General features: G+C 72.5%; 15 protein-coding genes. 8 read left to right on the forward strand and 7 right to left on the reverse strand.

The genetic code is table 11. From position 1 onward, the window contains the following. Positions 1-201: 201 nt before the first annotated feature. Positions 202-474: an acylphosphatase gene (locus tag AC3RJ6_RS04690; RefSeq protein ID WP_491425711.1), complete on the reverse strand. Its 273-nt coding sequence runs from the start codon at positions 472-474 to the stop codon at positions 202-204. A gap of 168 nt (positions 475-642) precedes the next feature. Further along, the gene (locus AC3RJ6_RS04695) at positions 643-2169 is read right to left on the reverse strand and encodes an APC family permease (protein WP_491425712.1); all 1527 of its coding nucleotides are present in this window, start codon (positions 2167-2169) and stop codon (positions 643-645) included. Positions 2170-2316: 147 nt separating this feature from the next. On the opposite strand from AC3RJ6_RS04695, the gene AC3RJ6_RS04700 reads away from it, so the two are divergent. The 4 genes from AC3RJ6_RS04700 to AC3RJ6_RS04715 all read left to right on the forward strand — a co-directional run bounded on the left by AC3RJ6_RS04700 (position 2317) and on the right by AC3RJ6_RS04715 (position 6052). After that, positions 2317-2688, forward strand: a complete 372-nt coding sequence (locus AC3RJ6_RS04700; protein ID WP_491425713.1) for an iron chaperone — start codon at positions 2317-2319, stop codon at positions 2686-2688. Between the two features lie 156 nt (positions 2689-2844). Next, positions 2845-3162: a hypothetical protein gene (locus AC3RJ6_RS04705; RefSeq protein WP_491425714.1), complete on the forward strand. Its 318-nt coding sequence runs from the start codon at positions 2845-2847 to the stop codon at positions 3160-3162. Between the two features lie 68 nt (positions 3163-3230). Continuing rightward, positions 3231-4847 (forward strand): LuxR C-terminal-related transcriptional regulator, encoded by a 1617-nt coding sequence (locus tag AC3RJ6_RS04710; RefSeq protein ID WP_491425715.1) that lies wholly within the window; start codon positions 3231-3233, stop codon positions 4845-4847. A 59-nt stretch (positions 4848-4906) separates the two neighbouring features. Continuing rightward, complete coding sequence (locus AC3RJ6_RS04715) at positions 4907-6052, forward strand: flavin-containing monooxygenase (RefSeq protein WP_491425716.1); 1146 nt, start codon at positions 4907-4909, stop codon at positions 6050-6052. 57 nt (positions 6053-6109) lie between these two features. On the opposite strand, the gene AC3RJ6_RS04720 is transcribed toward AC3RJ6_RS04715, so the two are convergent. The 3 genes from AC3RJ6_RS04720 to AC3RJ6_RS04730 form a co-directional block, all read right to left on the reverse strand. Further along, on the reverse strand, positions 6110-6901 hold the full coding sequence (locus tag AC3RJ6_RS04720; RefSeq protein ID WP_491425717.1) for a tyrosine-protein phosphatase: 792 nt from the start codon (positions 6899-6901) through the stop codon (positions 6110-6112). A gap of 136 nt (positions 6902-7037) precedes the next feature. Further along, complete coding sequence (locus tag AC3RJ6_RS04725) at positions 7038-8402, reverse strand: NAD-dependent succinate-semialdehyde dehydrogenase (protein WP_491425718.1); 1365 nt, start codon at positions 8400-8402, stop codon at positions 7038-7040. 138 nt (positions 8403-8540) lie between these two features. Further along, positions 8541-9188 (reverse strand): M15 family metallopeptidase, encoded by a 648-nt coding sequence (locus tag AC3RJ6_RS04730; protein ID WP_491425719.1) that lies wholly within the window; start codon positions 9186-9188, stop codon positions 8541-8543. Positions 9189-9274: 86 nt separating this feature from the next. Between AC3RJ6_RS04730 and AC3RJ6_RS04735 the strand changes: the two genes are divergently transcribed. Next, on the forward strand, positions 9275-9964 hold the full coding sequence (locus AC3RJ6_RS04735) for a response regulator transcription factor (protein ID WP_491425720.1): 690 nt from the start codon (positions 9275-9277) through the stop codon (positions 9962-9964). Further along, positions 9961-11073, forward strand: a complete 1113-nt coding sequence (locus tag AC3RJ6_RS04740; protein WP_491425721.1) for a sensor histidine kinase — start codon at positions 9961-9963, stop codon at positions 11071-11073. Before AC3RJ6_RS04735 ends, AC3RJ6_RS04740 begins: the two co-directional genes overlap by 4 nt. Positions 11074-11075: 2 nt before the next feature. Here the strand turns inward: AC3RJ6_RS04740 and AC3RJ6_RS04745 are convergent, their stop codons facing one another. Next, positions 11076-11864, reverse strand: coding sequence for a cache domain-containing protein (locus tag AC3RJ6_RS04745; RefSeq protein WP_491425723.1), 789 nt, complete (start codon positions 11862-11864; stop codon positions 11076-11078). Continuing rightward, positions 11854-12615: a FadR/GntR family transcriptional regulator gene (locus AC3RJ6_RS04750; RefSeq protein WP_491425724.1), complete on the reverse strand. Its 762-nt coding sequence runs from the start codon at positions 12613-12615 to the stop codon at positions 11854-11856. Before AC3RJ6_RS04750 ends, AC3RJ6_RS04745 begins: the two co-directional genes overlap by 11 nt. A gap of 114 nt (positions 12616-12729) precedes the next feature. Between AC3RJ6_RS04750 and AC3RJ6_RS04755 the strand changes: the two genes are divergently transcribed. Continuing rightward, a complete protein-coding gene (locus tag AC3RJ6_RS04755; RefSeq protein WP_491425726.1) occupies positions 12730-13920 on the forward strand; it encodes a CaiB/BaiF CoA transferase family protein in 1191 nt (396 codons plus the stop codon). Between the two features lie 43 nt (positions 13921-13963). Next, entirely contained in the window at positions 13964-15160 is a 1197-nt protein-coding gene (locus AC3RJ6_RS04760) for an acyl-CoA dehydrogenase family protein (RefSeq protein ID WP_491425727.1), read from the forward strand. The last annotated feature ends 30 nt before the right edge of the window (positions 15161-15190 follow it).

Consider the following 15190-nt stretch of genomic DNA (forward strand, 5'->3'; position numbering starts at 1 on the left):
GTCACTACAACGGTATTCCTGACCGATCGGCCGGTCAATGAGCGGGATGCCTCGTGCTCGCGCGGCGCGACGGCGAAGCATCCCGCCCGGTGCGTATGACGGGCCCCGATCTCTCGAGTGGGCACTCGTCGTCCGGAATCAGGCCGAAACCGGGCGACGAGTGCCCATTCGATTCGTGGGCGGCGCCGCGCTGGCATCCCGTCAGCGCACGATCTGGAAGCCCTCGTCGTCGTCGCGCGGGTCGAGCTCGGCGACCTCGACGCCCGTGACGTGCGAGCCGGGCGGGCCCTGCTCGAGGCGCCGGATCATCTCGCGCACGGTGTTCGGCGGCCCCTGCACCTCGGCCTCGACGGTGCCGTCGGGCAGGTTGCGCACCCAGCCGGTGACCTCGAGGCGCTGGGCGTGCTTGCGCGCGAGGTAGCGGTAGCCGACGCCCTGCACGCTCCCGGTGACGATGACATGCCGACGGATCACCCGCTCACCCTACACGCGCGGCACGCGCCGACCGCGTCCGGGCGCGAACGCACTCCGGGGGTGCTTTCCCGACGATCCGAGCGCTCGAACGGCTCGAAAGTGTCGGAAATGCACCCCCGGAGTGGAGGAACGCCGCGAGGGCGCAGGCGCGCGCCAGCGCGCGGCGCGTCAGCGAGTCGGCGCGCCGACCGCGGCCACCGCGCCGGTACGGGCCCGGATCTCGTCGGCGACCGCGATCGCGTCGCCCGACGGGGCGTCGGACTTGCGGTCGGGGCGCGCGATGAAGAGGTACAGCAGGCCGCTCACGACGACCACGCCGAGGCCGATGAGCACGATCCAGTCGGTGAAGAACGTGCCGCTCGTGCCCGGGGTCGCGAGCAGGATCATCGCGAAGACGCCGTAGGCGAGCGCGACGATGTTCACGACGAGGCCGAGGCCGCCGAGCGAGAACGGGCCAGCCGGCTTCCACCCCTTGAGCCGCTGCCGCAGGGCGGCGAGCACGACCATCTGGAACGCGACGTAGATGCCGAGCACCGCGAACGAGGTCACGGCGGTGAGCAGCGTCGCCTCGAAGTAGATGAGCACCGCGAGGATGACGGGGATCGTGCACGCGACGATGAGCGCGTTCGTCGGCACCTTGCTGCGCGGCGAGACCTTGGAGAGCCAGCGGTGGCCCGGGATCATGCCGTCGCGGGCGAACGAGTAGAGCAGCCGGCTCGCGGCGGCCTGCAGGCTCAGCACGCAGCTGATGAACGCGGTGACCGCGACGACGAGGAAGATCTTCGCGCCGACGGGCCCGAGGGTCGCCTCGAGGATTCCGGGGATCGGGTCGGCGTCTTCGCCCGCGACGATCGACGCGAGGTCGGGCGCCGCGAGCACGTAGCCGCCGAACGAGAAGAGCGCCGAGACGCCGCCGACGAGGATCGTCATGATCATCGCCTTGGGGATGCGGCGGGCGGGGTTCGCGACCTCTTCGGCGACGTCGCCGCAGGCCTCGAAGCCGTAGAAGAGGAAGAGGCCAGCGAGTGCCGCACCGAGGAACGCGGCGGCGTAGCTGCCGTCGCCCTCGACGCCCATGGTGTCGAAGAACACGCTGAACTCCTGCTTGCGCTGGAAGATCAGCAGGTAGAGGCCGACGCCGATGACGCCGACGAGCTCGGCGGCGAGGCCGATCTGCGCGACCCGGGCGAGCGTCTTCGTGCCCGAGAAGTTGAAGATCAGGGCGAGCACGAGCAGGCCGAGCGTGAGCAGCAGCGTCGACATCGGCGTGATCTCGATGCCGAGCAGGCTCGCGAGGAAGCCCGAGCCGTACTCCGACACGGCCGTGATGGTCACGATCATGGCCCAGATGTAGACCCACGCGGCCATCCAGGCGTAACGCCGGCCCCACAGCCTGCGGGCCCAGGGGTAGATGCCGCCGTGGATCGGGTACTGCGACACGACCTCGCCGAACACGAGCGACACGAGCAGCTGCCCGGCGCCCACGATCACGATCCACCAGATCGACGGCGGACCGCCGACCGAGAGGGCGAGCGCGAACAGCGAGTACACGCCCACGAGGGGGGAGAGGTAGGTGAAGCCGAGCGCGAAGTTGGCCCAGAGGCTCATCGAGCGGTTGAAGGAGCCCTCGTAGCCGAGGACTCCCAGGTGCTCGTCGTCGCCGAGGTGCTTCGGCTGGGTGGTTTCTTGCGACATGTCGCCCTTTCGATCGACGTTGATCTCGCGCCCGCCCCCACGGGCGCACGGTACGGGACAGCATAGTCATACCTGCGGCGCTAAAGCTATAGCACCAGATGATTAATTGGGATGCCCTCGGCGCCGGCGCCGTGGCAGGATGCCGCCATGGGAACCGTCACCGACTACCTGGCCTCGATCGACGGCGAGAACCGCGCCGCGCTCGAGCACGTCATCACGGTCGCGCGTGAGCTCTCACCCGACGCGACCGAGGGCGAGAGCTACGGCATGCCCGCGCTGCTGCACCGCGGCAAGGCGTTCGCGGCGGCCCTCGAGGCGAAGAAGCACCTCGGGCTGTACCCGTTCAGCGGGCAGATCCTGCCGGGCCTCGCGGCCGAGCTCGACGCGGCGGGGCTCACCTGGTCGACGGGCGCGCTCCAGTTCACGGCGCAGCATCCGGTGCCCGACGACCTGCTGCGTCGCATCCTCACCGAGCGCATCGCGCAGATCGACGCGCAGCTCGACAAGACGCGGCGCTGAGCCGCGGCCGAGCCTGCTGCGCCCGAGCCCTGCTGCGCCCGAGCTTTGCTGCGGCCGAGCCCTGCTGCGGCCGATGGGGGAGATCCCCCACGCGGGGCGAACGGCATCGGTGATCCGACCGATGCGCCCGGGGGGCGTGAGTCGTAGCTTCGGCGCATGGACATTCCGATGATCGCCGGGGCGGCCTCGACCGTGGTCTTCGCGGTCAGCAACCTGCCGATGCTTCGCAAGGCGCTGCGCACCGGGGATGTCTCGTCGTACAGCCTCATGAGCGTCGTGCTCATCAATGCGGCGAACCTCGTCTATTCGCTCTACGTGTTCAGCCTCCCGCTCGGACCCGTCTGGGCGCTGCACGCCTTCTACCTGGTGTCGTGCGCGATCCTGCTCGCCCTCTGCGTCCGGTCGGCGCGAATGGGCCGAACGCGGAGCGACGGGCGCCCCGCCTCGTTGCCGCGCGAGCCGGTGCAGGGCTAGCCTGAGGGCGGACGCTGCCGGAGAGGCCGCACCCGTCGACCTCGGCGACGCCCGCTGCTGGAGGCGTCATGGACGGTGCCGCACTCGACCTCGGTCGCGCCGCGTATCGCGATCACCGCTGGCACGATGCGATCGACGGCCTCGACCTCGCCGACCGCGAGACGGCCGCGACCGCGGCCGACCTCGAGAACCTCGCGACGGCGGCGTTCCTCGTCGGCCGGGCCGCCGAGGGCGTCGACTGGCTCACGCGGGCACATCAGCTCTACCTCGCCGCCGACGACCGCGCCGGGGCCGTCCGCTGCGCGGCCTGGCTCGGCATGGTGCTGTCGAACGCCGGCGACCGCGCACGCGGCGGCGGATGGTTCGCGCGAGCCGAGCGCATCGTCGGCGAGAGCCCGGCCGATCATGTCGACCACGGCTTCCTGCTCATCCCACGGGCGCTGCAGGCGCTCTACGGCGGCGACGGCGCAGGCGCCGCGCGCCTGTTCGACGAGGCGGGGCGGCTCGCGCGCGCGGCGCACGACGCCGACATCGCCGCGCTCGCCGCGCTCGGCCTCGGGCAGTCGCAGATCATGGTGGGCGACACCGCGGCGGGCATGGCGCTGCTCGACGAGGTGATGGTCGCCGTCACGGCGGGCGAGGTCTCGCCGGTCGCATCGGGCATCGTGTACTGCGCACTGCTGCAGTCGTGTCGGCTAACCTTCGACCTGCATCGTGCCCAGGAGTGGACCCGGGCGCTCGACCGCTGGTGCGCCGAGCGACCCGACACCGTCGTCTTCACCGGGCAGTGCCACGCGAACCGGGCGGCCCTCTACCTGATGCACGGCGCCTGGGCCGAGGCCGAGGCGGCCGCCGAAGAAGGGTGGTCGCGGTCGGAGCGCGGCGACCACGACGGCAGTTACGCCTCCGCCTACCTCCAGGGTGAGGTGCATCGACTGCGCGGTGAGGAGCCGGAGGCCGAGGCGGCGTACGAGCGGGCCGCGCGCACGGGCTTCGATCCGCAGCCGGGCCTCGCGCTGCTGCGGCTCGCGCAGGGCGAAGCCGCGACCGCGCGCCGGATGATCCTCGCCACGGCCGATCGCGTCGACCCGTCCGAACGCCGGGCGCTGCTCGGCGCCATCGTCGAGATCCAGCTCGGAGCCGGCGACCCCGGCGCGGCGCGTGAAGCCGCCGACGAGCTCGCCGCCCTCGTGCGAGCGGGCGCGACGCCCATGCTGCGCGCGATCGCCGAAGCGGCCGAGTCGCAGGTGCTCCTGGCCGAGGGCGACGCCGCCGCGGCCCTCGTGACCGCGCGGCGGGCCTGGGCGAGGTGGCGCGACCTCGACGTGCCGTTCGAGGCGGCGCGCTGCCGCGTGCTCGCGGCGCGCTGCTGCCGGGCGGCCGGCGACGAGGCCTCTGCGGTCATGGAGCTCGACGCCGCCCGGGCGACGTTCGACGACCTCGGCGCAGCATCGGCGTTCGCGGCGCTGGAGCCCGAGGTGCGCGCACCGGGCGGCCTGTCGTCGCGCGAGGTGGAGGTGCTGCGGCTCGTCGCCGCCGGGCGCACGAACCGCGAGATCGCGGCGACCCTCTACCTGAGCGAGAAGACCGTCGAGCGCCATCTCAGCAACATCTTCGGCAAGCTCGGCCTGACGTCGCGCTCGGCGGCGACCGCGTACGCCTTCCGTCACGGCCTGGCCGACTGAGGGCCGGATGGGGGATTCCTCCGACGCGGCGCCGTCGGGCGTCGGCCTACCGTGCCGCCATGAACGAGACGAACTACGAATCGCCGGCCTCGCCGCGACCGCTCGACACGGTGATCGTCGGCGGGGGCCAGGCCGGGCTGGCCATGGGCTACCTGCTCGCACGGCGTCAGCGACGAGACGTGCTCATCCTCGATGCGCATGAACGCGTGGGCGACGCCTGGCGGGGGCGCTGGGACTCGCTCCGGCTGTTCACGCCCGCGAAGTACGACGGCCTGCCCGGCCTGCCGTTCCCCGGTGATCGCCTCGCCTTCCCGACGAAGGACGACATGGCCGACTACCTCGAGTCGTACGCGCGGCGCTTCGACCTGCCGATGCACCTGGGCGTGCGGGTCGAGCGGGTCGGCCGTGGCGAGGGCGGCTTCGTCGTCGAGGCGGGCGCACGCTCGTGGACCGCCCGCAACGTGGTGATCGCCTCGGGCGGGCATCAGGTGCCGCGGATCCCGGCGTTCGCGGCAGACCTCGACCCGTCGATCCTCCAGCTGCACTCCGACGACTACCGGAGCTCCGCGGAGCTGCGCCCCGGGCCCGTGCTCGTCGTCGGACTCGGCAACTCGGGTGCCGAGATCGCCATGGACCTGCGCCGGGAGCACCCGACCACCGTCGCGGGCACCCCGAGCGGCCAGCTGCCCTTCCGGCACGGTCGCGCGCTCGCGCGATTCGGGCTGCCGGTCATCCGCTTCGCGGGCCTGCACGTGCTCTCGTACGGGAGCCCGATCGGGCGGCGCGTCCTCCCCGGGTTCGAGCACCGCGCGGCGCCGCTCATCCGGACGAGGCTCGGCGATCTCGAGGCGGCCGGCATCGCACGCGTCGGCCGCGTGACAGGGGTCGACGGCGGACTGCCCGTCGTCGATGGGCAGGCGCTCGAGGTGGCCGACGTCATCTGGTGCACGGGATACCGCGACGACTTCGCCTGGCTCGACCTTCCCGCGTTCGACGACGAGGGCCGGCTGCGGCAGCGGCGGGGCGTGGTCGACGACGTGCCCGGGCTCTACGCGGTCGGGCTCGACCTCCTGTACGCGCTCGTCTCGGCGACACTGCCGGGGCTCGGGCGCGACGCGGCGTACCTCGCCCGTCGGATGCGCCGCGACGCGGTCGAGTCGGCCGGCGCCGCGCGGCCGAGCCCACGTCGGGCGGTGCGCGCGTAGGAGCACGGATGCCTCGGGGCCGCGCGACCCCGAGGCATCCGTTGCTCGTACTGCCGCTTAGGCCGCCGCGGCCGCCTGCCCGGCGAGGCGGGCGCGCAGCGCGCCGAGCTCGTCGCCGGAGAGACCCGCCGCCGCGAGATAGCCGGCCGCGCCGCCGTGCTCGCGATCGACCCAGGCGAGTGCGGTCTCGATCGCCTCGGGTGGCGTGCCCGTGACGAGCGCCTCGAGCTCGGGCGTGAGCGGGATGCCGAACGATGCCACCATGCGCAGCATGCCGTCGGCCCACGCGCCCGACAGGTTGGCCTGCGAGGCGGAGTAGTCGGCGACGATCGCCTCCCGTTCGACGCCTGCGGCGTCGAGCATGAGCGCCGTCGCGACGCCAGTGCGGTCCTTGCCGGCCGTGCAGTGCACGAGCACGCCCGTCGGGGTGTCGACGGTCGAGGCGGCGATCAGCCTGGCGACCTGCGCGAACGCCTCGCCGCCGTGCTGCAGCATGCCGACGTACAGCTCGCCGAGCGTGGGGATCGCGGTCGCCATCTCGGCGGCCGATGGGGCCCCGCCCTTCATGAGCTGCTGCATCGAGTCGGCCACGGCCCCCTCGAGGATCGAGAGGTCGACGACCGTGAACGGGCGCGAGTCGGGCACGCGGTCGGGTGCCGACTCGCGCTCGGCGGGCGTGCGGAAGTCGACGATCACGCCGACCTGCGTCGCCGCGAGCTCGTCGAGCCCCTGCGCGCTCAGCGCGGACAGCGCGTCGGAGCGGAAGAGCACGCCGCTCGCCGTCGTGCCGCCGCCCCGCAGCGGCATGCCGCCCGTGTCGCGGAAGTTGTACAGGCCATCGATGCTCACGGTTCCCCCAGTTCGTCCGGCGATGCGGTGCGAAAGGCGACCGCCGTTCGGCATCCTAGCCACGCCAGGGCGGGAAACGACGGATGCCTCGGGGCACGCGGCCCCGAGGCATCCGGATTTCACACGAACCAGGTGATCAGCCGATGCGGATCATCTTCTTGTTGACGAACTCGTCGGCGCCGAAACGGCCGAGCTCACGGCCCGAACCCGAGCGCTTGACGCCGCCGAACGGCAGCTCGGCGCCGTCGGCGCCGACCACGTTCACGAAGACCATGCCGGCATCGATCTTGTCGGCGACGCGGAGCGCCTGGTCGCCGTCGGTCGTGAAGACGTACGAGCCGAGGCCGAACGGGGTGTTGTTCGCGAGCTCGACGGCGGCGTCCTCGTCGGCGACCTTGAAGACCTGCGCGACCGGGCCGAAGAACTCCTCGTGGAAGGCGTCGGAGTCGGGCTTGACGTCGGTGAGGATCGTGGCCGAGTAGTAGTTGCCGTTCTTCGTGCCGCCCGAGTGCAGGGTCGCACCCTGCGCGACGGCGCGCGAGACCTGCTCGGCGAGCCCCTCGGCGGCCTTGGCCGACGAGAGCGGGCCGAGGGCGGTGCCCTCCTTCGACGGGTCTCCCTCGACGACCTCGTTCATCTTCGCGGTGAACTTCTCGAGGAACGGCTCGTACAGGTCTTCGACGACGATGAAGCGCTTGGCCGCGTTGCAGGCCTGGCCGTTGTTGTCGACGCGCGCGAAGACGGCCTGGTCGACGGTCGCGTCGAGGTCGTCGGTCGAGAGCAGGATGAAGGGGTCGGAGCCGCCGAGCTCGAGCACGACCTTCTTCAGGTGGCGGCCGGCGATCTCGGCGACGATCGCACCGGCGCGCTCGGAGCCGGTGAGCGAGACGCCCTGCACGCGCGGGTCGGCGATGACGGTCTCGATCTGCGCGTGCGAGGCGTAGATGTTGACGTACGCACCCTCGGGGAAGCCGGCGTCGCGGAAGATCTGCTCCATCGCGGCGGCCGACTCGGGGCACTGCTCGGCGTGCTTGAGCAGGATGGTGTTGCCGATGATGAGGTTCGGGCCGGCGAAGCGGGCGACCTGGTAGTACGGGAAGTTCCACGGCATGATGCCGAGCAGCACGCCGAGCGACGAGCGGCGGATGAGCGCCGAACCCTCGCCCGCGAGCAGGTCGATCTTCTCGTCGGCGAGCAGCGACTCGGCGTTGTCGGCGTAGTACTCGTAGATCGCGGCGGCGAACTCGACCTCGCCGACGGCCTGCTCGATCGGCTTGCCCATCTCGCGGACGATGATCTCGCCGAGCTCCTGGGCGCGCTCGTTGTGCAGCTCCGCGACGCGGCGGATGAGGGCGGCGCGCTCGGCGACGGTGGAGTTCTTCGACCAGTTGCGGTGCGCCTCGGTCGCCGACGCGATCGCGGCCTGCAGGCCGTCGTCGGTGATCGTCTCGTAGGTCTTGACGACCTCGCCGGTGGCGGGGTTGGTCACTGCATAGGGCATGGGGTTTCTCCTTCTCGGGTGCACTCGCGCAGCGGCTCCACCGAGGGGTCGTCTGCCGCGGTGCATACGCTCGAGGTCAAAGATATAACAACGGATGATTCTTCTCGACCCGATCGCAGGGGATGCTCAGGGAGGCCCTCACCACATCCTCGGGTCCTCGGTCGGATCGAAGTACTTGGCGGGGCAGCCGACCTCGGCGGCGTCGGTGCGCAGTTCGAAGTGCCACGCCTCGTTGTCGTAGACCTGGCAGAGTCCGTACGCCGTACCATGTTCTGCCAGCCAGTCGACGGCGTCGTAGTCGCCGATGTCGACGGCATCGCCCGAGACGTGGGAGGACTTCTCCGGCGTCGCGACCCAACGGGCCGCCTCGGCCGCCGATCCGTACTCGGCCACCGCCTCGTCGAGCAGCCGGTCCTGGTAGGCGGCCGAACGCCAGCCGCTGTTCACCAGGATCTCGACGCCGTCGGCCCCGGCGTCCGTCGCGGCCCGGCGCAGGGCGTCGAGGAGCGCCGGGTCGAGCCCCGTGATCGCCGGGTACTCGTCGAACGGCGTCGCGCCATCGGGCAGGTCGCCACCGGCTTCGCCCGTCGCAGCCGCATCGTCGGCGGCGGTCGCCACCCCGCGGTCGCCGCCGATCGTCTGCGCCGACGACGCGAGCGACTGGAGGACGAGGCCGGCGGCGATCGCCACGCCGACGAGGGCGAGCCCGGCGACGATCGCCGCGACGGCCCGTCGGGCGCGCATGGCGCGGCGACGGCGGGAGGATGCTGATCGAGCGGAGTGCATGCCTCCAGCCAACGTCGCGCGATGTTGCGAGGGCGTCTGCGGATTCGCATATGCCCGCGATACGCGCCCGCTCCTAGCATGGGGGCATGCGGGTACTGGTCGTCGAGGATGAGCCCTTCATGGCCGAGGCCATCCGCGACGGGCTCCGCCGGGAGGCGATCGCCGCCGATCTCGCGGGCGACGGCGACACCGCCCTCGAGCTGCTCGCGGTCAACGCCTACGACATCGCGGTGCTCGACCGCGACATCCCCGGCCCGTCGGGCGACGAGGTCGCCGCGGCGATCGTGGCGTCGGGCAGCGGGCTGCCGATCCTCATGCTCACCGCGGCCGACCGCATCGACGACAAGGCCAGCGGGTTCGAGCTCGGCGCCGACGACTACCTGACCAAGCCGTTCGAACTGCGCGAACTGGTGCTGCGGCTGCGCGCGCTCGATCGCCGGCGCGCGCACGCCAGGCCGCCCGTGCGCGAGATCGCGGGCCTGCGGGTCGACCCGTTCCGCCGGGAGGTCTACCGCGACGGCCGGTACGTCGCACTGACCCGCAAGCAGTTCGCGGTGCTCGAGGTGCTGGTCGCCGCGGAGGGCGGCGTCGTCAGCGCCGAGGAACTGCTCGAACGGGCGTGGGACGAGAACGCCGACCCGTTCACGAACGCCGTGCGCATCACGGTCTCGGCGCTGCGCAAGCGGCTCGGCGAGCCCTGGGTCATCGCCACGGTGCCGGGGGTCGGGTATCGCATCGACGCTGGCACAGACCCTTCGGTCGAGGGGCCGGCATGACCCGCGCGCCGGGCATGAGCGTGCGCCTCAAGCTCACGCTCAGCTACGCGGGCTTCCTCATGGTCGCCGGGGCCCTGCTGCTCGCCGTGGTCTGGGCGTACCTGCTGCGCTACGTGCCCGCCGACGCGATCGCGACCGACCAGGGTTTCGTGCCGGGACGGGACGACCTCGTGCGCGCCTTCGCCCCGGCGGTCAGCTGGGCGCTGCTGTTCCTGCTCGCCTTCGGCCTGCTCGGCGGCTGGTGGCTCGCCGGGCGCATGCTCGCACCGCTCACCCGCATCACGAGGGCCACCCGCAAGACCGCGACCGGCTCGCTCGGGCACCGCATCGAGCTGGAGGGCCGCAGCGACGAGTTCCGCGAGCTCGCGGACAGCTTCGACGACATGCTCGCCCGGCTCGAGGCGCAGGTGGCCGAGCAGCAGCGCTTCGCCGCCAACGCCTCGCACGAGCTGCGCACCCCGCTCGCGATCACGCAGACCCTGCTCGATGTCGCCGACGACCCGAACGCCGACCGTGCGGTGCTGCTCGAGCGACTGCGCATCGTCAACGCCCGGGCGATCGACCTCACCGAGGCGCTGCTGCTGCTCTCGCGAGCCGACCGGCGGTCGTTCGGCCGCGAGCGGGTCGACCTCTCGCTCCTCGCCGAGGAGGCCGTCGAGACGCTCCTGCCCATCGCCGAGGAGCGCGGCGTCGCGATCGAGGCGGCGGGCGACGTCGCCCCGACGTTCGGGTCGCCGCCGCTGCTGCTGCAGCTGACGACGAACCTCGTGCACAACGCGATCGTGCACAACCTGCCCGAGGGCGGCACCGTGCGCATCGACACCGCCGCCGCAGGCGATTCGGTGACGCTCACGGTCGAGAACAGCGGCCGGCACCTGGGCCCGCAGTCGGTCGCGACCCTCACGGAGCCGTTCCAGCGCGGCGCCGAGCGCATCCGCGACGACCACGCGGGAGTCGGGCTCGGACTCGCGATCGTGAAGAGCATCGTGCAGGCCCACGACGGCTCGCTCGCCATCGAGGCCCGGCCCGAGGGCGGGCTCCGGGTCGCGGTGCGACTGCCGGTCGCGCCGCCGGAGGTCGCTGCCGGCGTACAGCCCGGCGGCGCCTGACGCTACGGCCGCGAGCCCGCGACGAGCACTCGGAACGGAGTGCCCCGGCATTCGAGCGACGTCGCCGCCGAGGCATCCGCGAGCCGGCCGACCTGCACGAGCGGGTCGGTCGACAGCACCACGCGGCCGTCGGCGTTCACGAGGGCGAGCGGCGCGTCGACCGCCAGGAAGCGGGGCAGCAGTTCCTGCTCGAGGCGGCGCACCGAGATGTCGGCCCCGACGACGCCGACCATGCGCTCGCCGTCGGGCGCGTGCACGGGCATCGTCAGCGTGAGGATGTAGTCGCACGTGCACAGGTGGTCGACGTACGGGCCGGTCACGTGGGCGTGTCGGGTCGTCGCGGGGATGCGGTACCACTCGAGCGCGCGGAAGTCGCGCAGGTACTCGGTGTAGCCGCGGGTCGACAGGTCGAGCCGGGTCGGCGCGTCGGTCGAGCCGAGCACGGGGTTGTCGTCGAGCGGGCCGAGCCACCACGCGAAGTGCACGTCGCGGCCGCGCACGATCTCGCCGTCGGCGATGAAGCCGGCCCCGACGAGCAGCGGCTCGGCCTCGGTCAGGCGGGGCAGCACGAGCCCGGCGACGACCTGGTCGAGCTCGGCGGGGCGCACTTCGCCGACGGCGGCGTCGGTCGCCTGCGCGGCGGCGTCGGCGACGGCGCGGATGCCGGGCGCGATCGCCTGCTCGATGGGGGTGCGCCACTCGGCGAGCAGGTCGAACGCGCCGGCGAAGAGGGTCGCCACGGCATCGGCGGCCTCGGTCGCGCCCGCGGGGAGTTCGCGTTCAGTGCTCATCGAGGGCGCCTCCCCGTTCGACGCGGGCCTTCGCCTGCAGCAGGTGGGTCGCGAGCGACTCGACGAGCGAGCCGGCCGCTTCGCGGGCCTTCGTGGGCCGGCCGGCCGCGACCGCGCGCACGATGCGGCGGTTCGCGGCCTCGGCCTCGGCACGCTCGCGGTCGTCGTCGAGTCCGAGCAGCAGCAGGGGGCCGAACTCGGCCTGCAACCTGATCTGCTCGCGCACGAGCCGGGCCGACTGGCTGAGCACCGCGAGCTCGAGGAAGAAGCCGCCCTGATTGGTGCGTGCCGCCGCGGCGGTCGAGAAGTCGGCGGCGTCGAGCCAGGCGCCGAGTCGCTCGGCGTCGGCGTCGCTCGCGCGTTCGGCGGCTCGCTCGGCGACCCCCGCGAGGACGGCGCCGAAGTACACGGCCATGTCGCTGAGCTCGACCTGTGCGAGTGCGCGCAGGCGGGCGGTGAGGATCGTGCGGTGCTCGGCGTCGTCGTGCACGACGAAGCTGCCGCCGTCTCGGCCGCGGCGCGTCTCCACGAGTCCGGCCTCGCGCAGGATGCCGAGTCCCTCGCGCACGGTGATGAGGGCGACGCCGAAGCGGCGCGCGAGCTCGGGCTCGCTCGGCAGTCGCTCGCCGGGGTCGAGCACGCCGAGCACGATGCCGTCGGTGAGGCGCTGCGCGACCTGCTCGGCGCGGCCCGCGTCGGCGAGCTGGGCGAACACGGCCTCGCGTGCGCCCGGGCCCACCCTCGTTTCCATGGGGTTCACGATAGTCGAGGGTCCGGCGGCCGAGTGGCGACGCGCGCAAAAAAGATTCACTATAGGATGAATGAACGTGCGGCCGGTCGGCCGCGCACATGCGAAGGCGGATGGATGATGAGCGAGCGACCCGATCAGGCGACCGAGGGCGTCCTCGACGGACTGCGCGTCGCGGACTTCTCCCGCGTGCTCGCCGGCCCGTACGCGACGATGATGCTCGCCGACTTCGGCGCCGACGTGGTCAAGATCGAGCCCCCGGCCGGCGACGACACCCGGCACTGGAAGCCGCCGGTCGACGCGAGCGGCATGGCGACCTACTTCGGCAGCGTCAACCGCAACAAGCGATCGGTGGCGCTCGACCTCACGACCGACGAGGGCCTCGCCGAGGCCGGGCGGCTCGCCGCCACGGCCGACGTCGTCATCGAGAACTTCCGCCCCGGCGTGATGGGCCGGTTCGGCCTCTCGTACGACGAGGTGCGCGAGCTCAACCCCGGCGTCGTCTACTGCTCGATCACGGGCTTCGGCGCGGGCGAGGGCGCGGCGCTCGCCGGCTACGACCTGCTCGTGCAGGCGGTCGGCGGGCTGATGTCGATCACGGGCGAGCCCGAGGGCGAGCCCGCGAAGGCCGGGGTCGCCCTCGTCGACGTGCTGTGCGCGCAGAACGCGCTCGCGGGCATCCTGCTCGCGCTCCGCGAGCGCGACCGCACCGGTCGCGGCCAGCTCGTCGAGGTGAACCTGCTGCAGAGCCTGCTCTCGGCGCTCACGAATCAGGCCGCGTCGACCCTCGCGACCGGGCGGGCGCCCCGCCGGCTCGGCAACGCGCACCCGTCGATCGCGCCCTACGCCGTCTTCCCGGCACGTGACCGCGATCTCGTCATCGCCGTCGGCAACGACAAGCAGTTCCGCTCGCTCGTGGGGCTGCTCGCCGAGGCATCCCCGCAGGCCGCCTCGCTCGCCGACGACGAGCGGTATGCGACCAACGAGGCCCGAGTCGCCCATCGCGACCACCTGCACGCCGAGCTCGAGGCCGCGCTCGCGACCGCGCCCGCCGCGCACTGGGTGGCGTCGTTCAGCGCCGCGGGCGTGCCGGCGGGCCTCGTCAACGACGTCGCCGAGGCGATCGCCTTCGCCGACGGACTCGGGCTGGGGCCCGTCGTCGAGCTCGGGCACAGCCGCACCGTCGCGAACCCGATCGGGCTGCGCGGCGAGGCATCCCCCCGCTACCTGACCCCGCCGCCCGCGCTCGACGAGCATGCCGGCGCCGACTGGCGACAGCCCGTCGGCCGGCGCGAGGCGGCCGAATAGACCCGCGCACCGCGCGATCCGAGATCCACCCGAAAGGAACCCCATGACCACCGCACCCCGCATCGACCAGGTCTTCGACTTCGACGCGCTGCTCACCGAGGAGGAGCGCGAGTGGCAGCAGAAGGCGCGCGCCTTCGCCCAGGAGCGCATCCTCCCGATCATCGAGGAGGACTTCGAGAACAAGCACTTCCGCAAGGAGCTCGTGCGCGAGCTCGGCGAGGCCGGCTTCCTCGGCATGCACCTCAAGGGCTACGGATGCGCCGGGGCCGGCGCTGTCGCGTACGGCGCGGTCTGCCTCGAGCTCGAGGCCGCCGACTCGGGCTGGCGCACGCTCGTCTCGGTGCAGGGCTCGCTCGCGATGAGCGCGATCTACAAGTACGGCTCGGAGGAGCAGAAGCAGCAGTGGCTGCCCGGCATGGCGAAGGGCGAGCTCATCGGCTGCTTCGCCCTCACCGAGCCGCAGGGCGGCAGCGACCCCGCCGCGATGACGACCGTCGCCCGCCGCGAGGGCGACGAGTGGGTCATCGACGGCGCGAAGCGCTGGATCGGCCTCGCCGCGCTCGCCGACGTCGCGGTCGTCTGGGCCCGCGTCGAGGACCCGTCGGGTGAGTTCGGCGAGGGGGCGAAGGCCGTGCGCGGGTTCATCGTGCCGACCTCGACGCCCGGCTTCACGGCGACCGCGATCGACGGCAAGCTCTCGATGCGCGCGAGTGTGCAGTGCGACATCGACCTCGACGGCGTGCGCCTGCCCGCCGACGCGATGCTGCCCGACGCCGCCGGGCTCTCGGGCCCGTTCGGCTGCCTCAACGAGGCCCGCTACGGCATCGTCTGGGGCGCGATGGGCGCCGCCCGCTCGTGCCTCGAGGTCGCGCTCGAGCGCTCGATCACGCGCGAGGTGTTCGGCAAGCCGATCGGCGCCAACCAGCTCACGCAGGCCAAGCTCGCCGACATGCTGCTCGAGGTCGAGAAGGGCATGCTGCTCGCGCTGCACCTCGGCCGCCTGAAGGAGGCCGGCAAGCTCACCCCCGCGCAGATCTCGGTCGGCAAGCTCAACAGCGTGCGCGAGGCGCTCGAGATCGCGCACCAGGCGCGCACGATCCTCGGCGGCGACGGCATCACGAACGCGTTCCCGGTCATGCGGCACGCGGCCAACCTCGAGTCGGTGCGCACCTACGAGGGCACCGACGAGATCCACCAGCTGATCCTCGGCCGCGCGATGACGGGCCTCAACGCGTTCTGACGCGCACGGCTCCGAGACCGCAGAGAGAAG

The sequence above is a fragment of the Agromyces cucurbitae genome (assembly GCF_058349945.1).

What these genes read in the sequence shown, in the direction of transcription:
- AC3RJ6_RS04740 (WP_491425721.1), top strand. Translation starts at nt 9,961, where the DNA reads ATGACCCGCGCGCCGGGCATGAGCGTGCGCCTCAAGCTCACGCTCAGC.
- AC3RJ6_RS04715 (WP_491425716.1), top strand. Translation starts at nt 4,907, where the DNA reads ATGAACGAGACGAACTACGAATCGCCGGCCTCGCCGCGACCGCTCGAC.
- AC3RJ6_RS04760 (WP_491425727.1), top strand. Translation starts at nt 13,964, where the DNA reads ATGACCACCGCACCCCGCATCGACCAGGTCTTCGACTTCGACGCGCTG.
- AC3RJ6_RS04755 (WP_491425726.1), top strand. Translation starts at nt 12,730, where the DNA reads ATGATGAGCGAGCGACCCGATCAGGCGACCGAGGGCGTCCTCGACGGA.
- AC3RJ6_RS04710 (WP_491425715.1), top strand. Translation starts at nt 3,231, where the DNA reads ATGGACGGTGCCGCACTCGACCTCGGTCGCGCCGCGTATCGCGATCAC.
- AC3RJ6_RS04745 (WP_491425723.1), bottom strand. Translation starts at nt 11,864, where the DNA reads ATGAGCACTGAACGCGAACTCCCCGCGGGCGCGACCGAGGCCGCCGAT.
- AC3RJ6_RS04730 (WP_491425719.1), bottom strand. Translation starts at nt 9,188, where the DNA reads ATGCACTCCGCTCGATCAGCATCCTCCCGCCGTCGCCGCGCCATGCGC.
- AC3RJ6_RS04750 (WP_491425724.1), bottom strand. Translation starts at nt 12,615, where the DNA reads ATGGAAACGAGGGTGGGCCCGGGCGCACGCGAGGCCGTGTTCGCCCAG.
- AC3RJ6_RS04705 (WP_491425714.1), top strand. Translation starts at nt 2,845, where the DNA reads ATGGACATTCCGATGATCGCCGGGGCGGCCTCGACCGTGGTCTTCGCG.
- AC3RJ6_RS04735 (WP_491425720.1), top strand. Translation starts at nt 9,275, where the DNA reads ATGCGGGTACTGGTCGTCGAGGATGAGCCCTTCATGGCCGAGGCCATC.
- AC3RJ6_RS04695 (WP_491425712.1), bottom strand. Translation starts at nt 2,169, where the DNA reads ATGTCGCAAGAAACCACCCAGCCGAAGCACCTCGGCGACGACGAGCAC.
- AC3RJ6_RS04725 (WP_491425718.1), bottom strand. Translation starts at nt 8,402, where the DNA reads ATGCCCTATGCAGTGACCAACCCCGCCACCGGCGAGGTCGTCAAGACC.
- AC3RJ6_RS04700 (WP_491425713.1), top strand. Translation starts at nt 2,317, where the DNA reads ATGGGAACCGTCACCGACTACCTGGCCTCGATCGACGGCGAGAACCGC.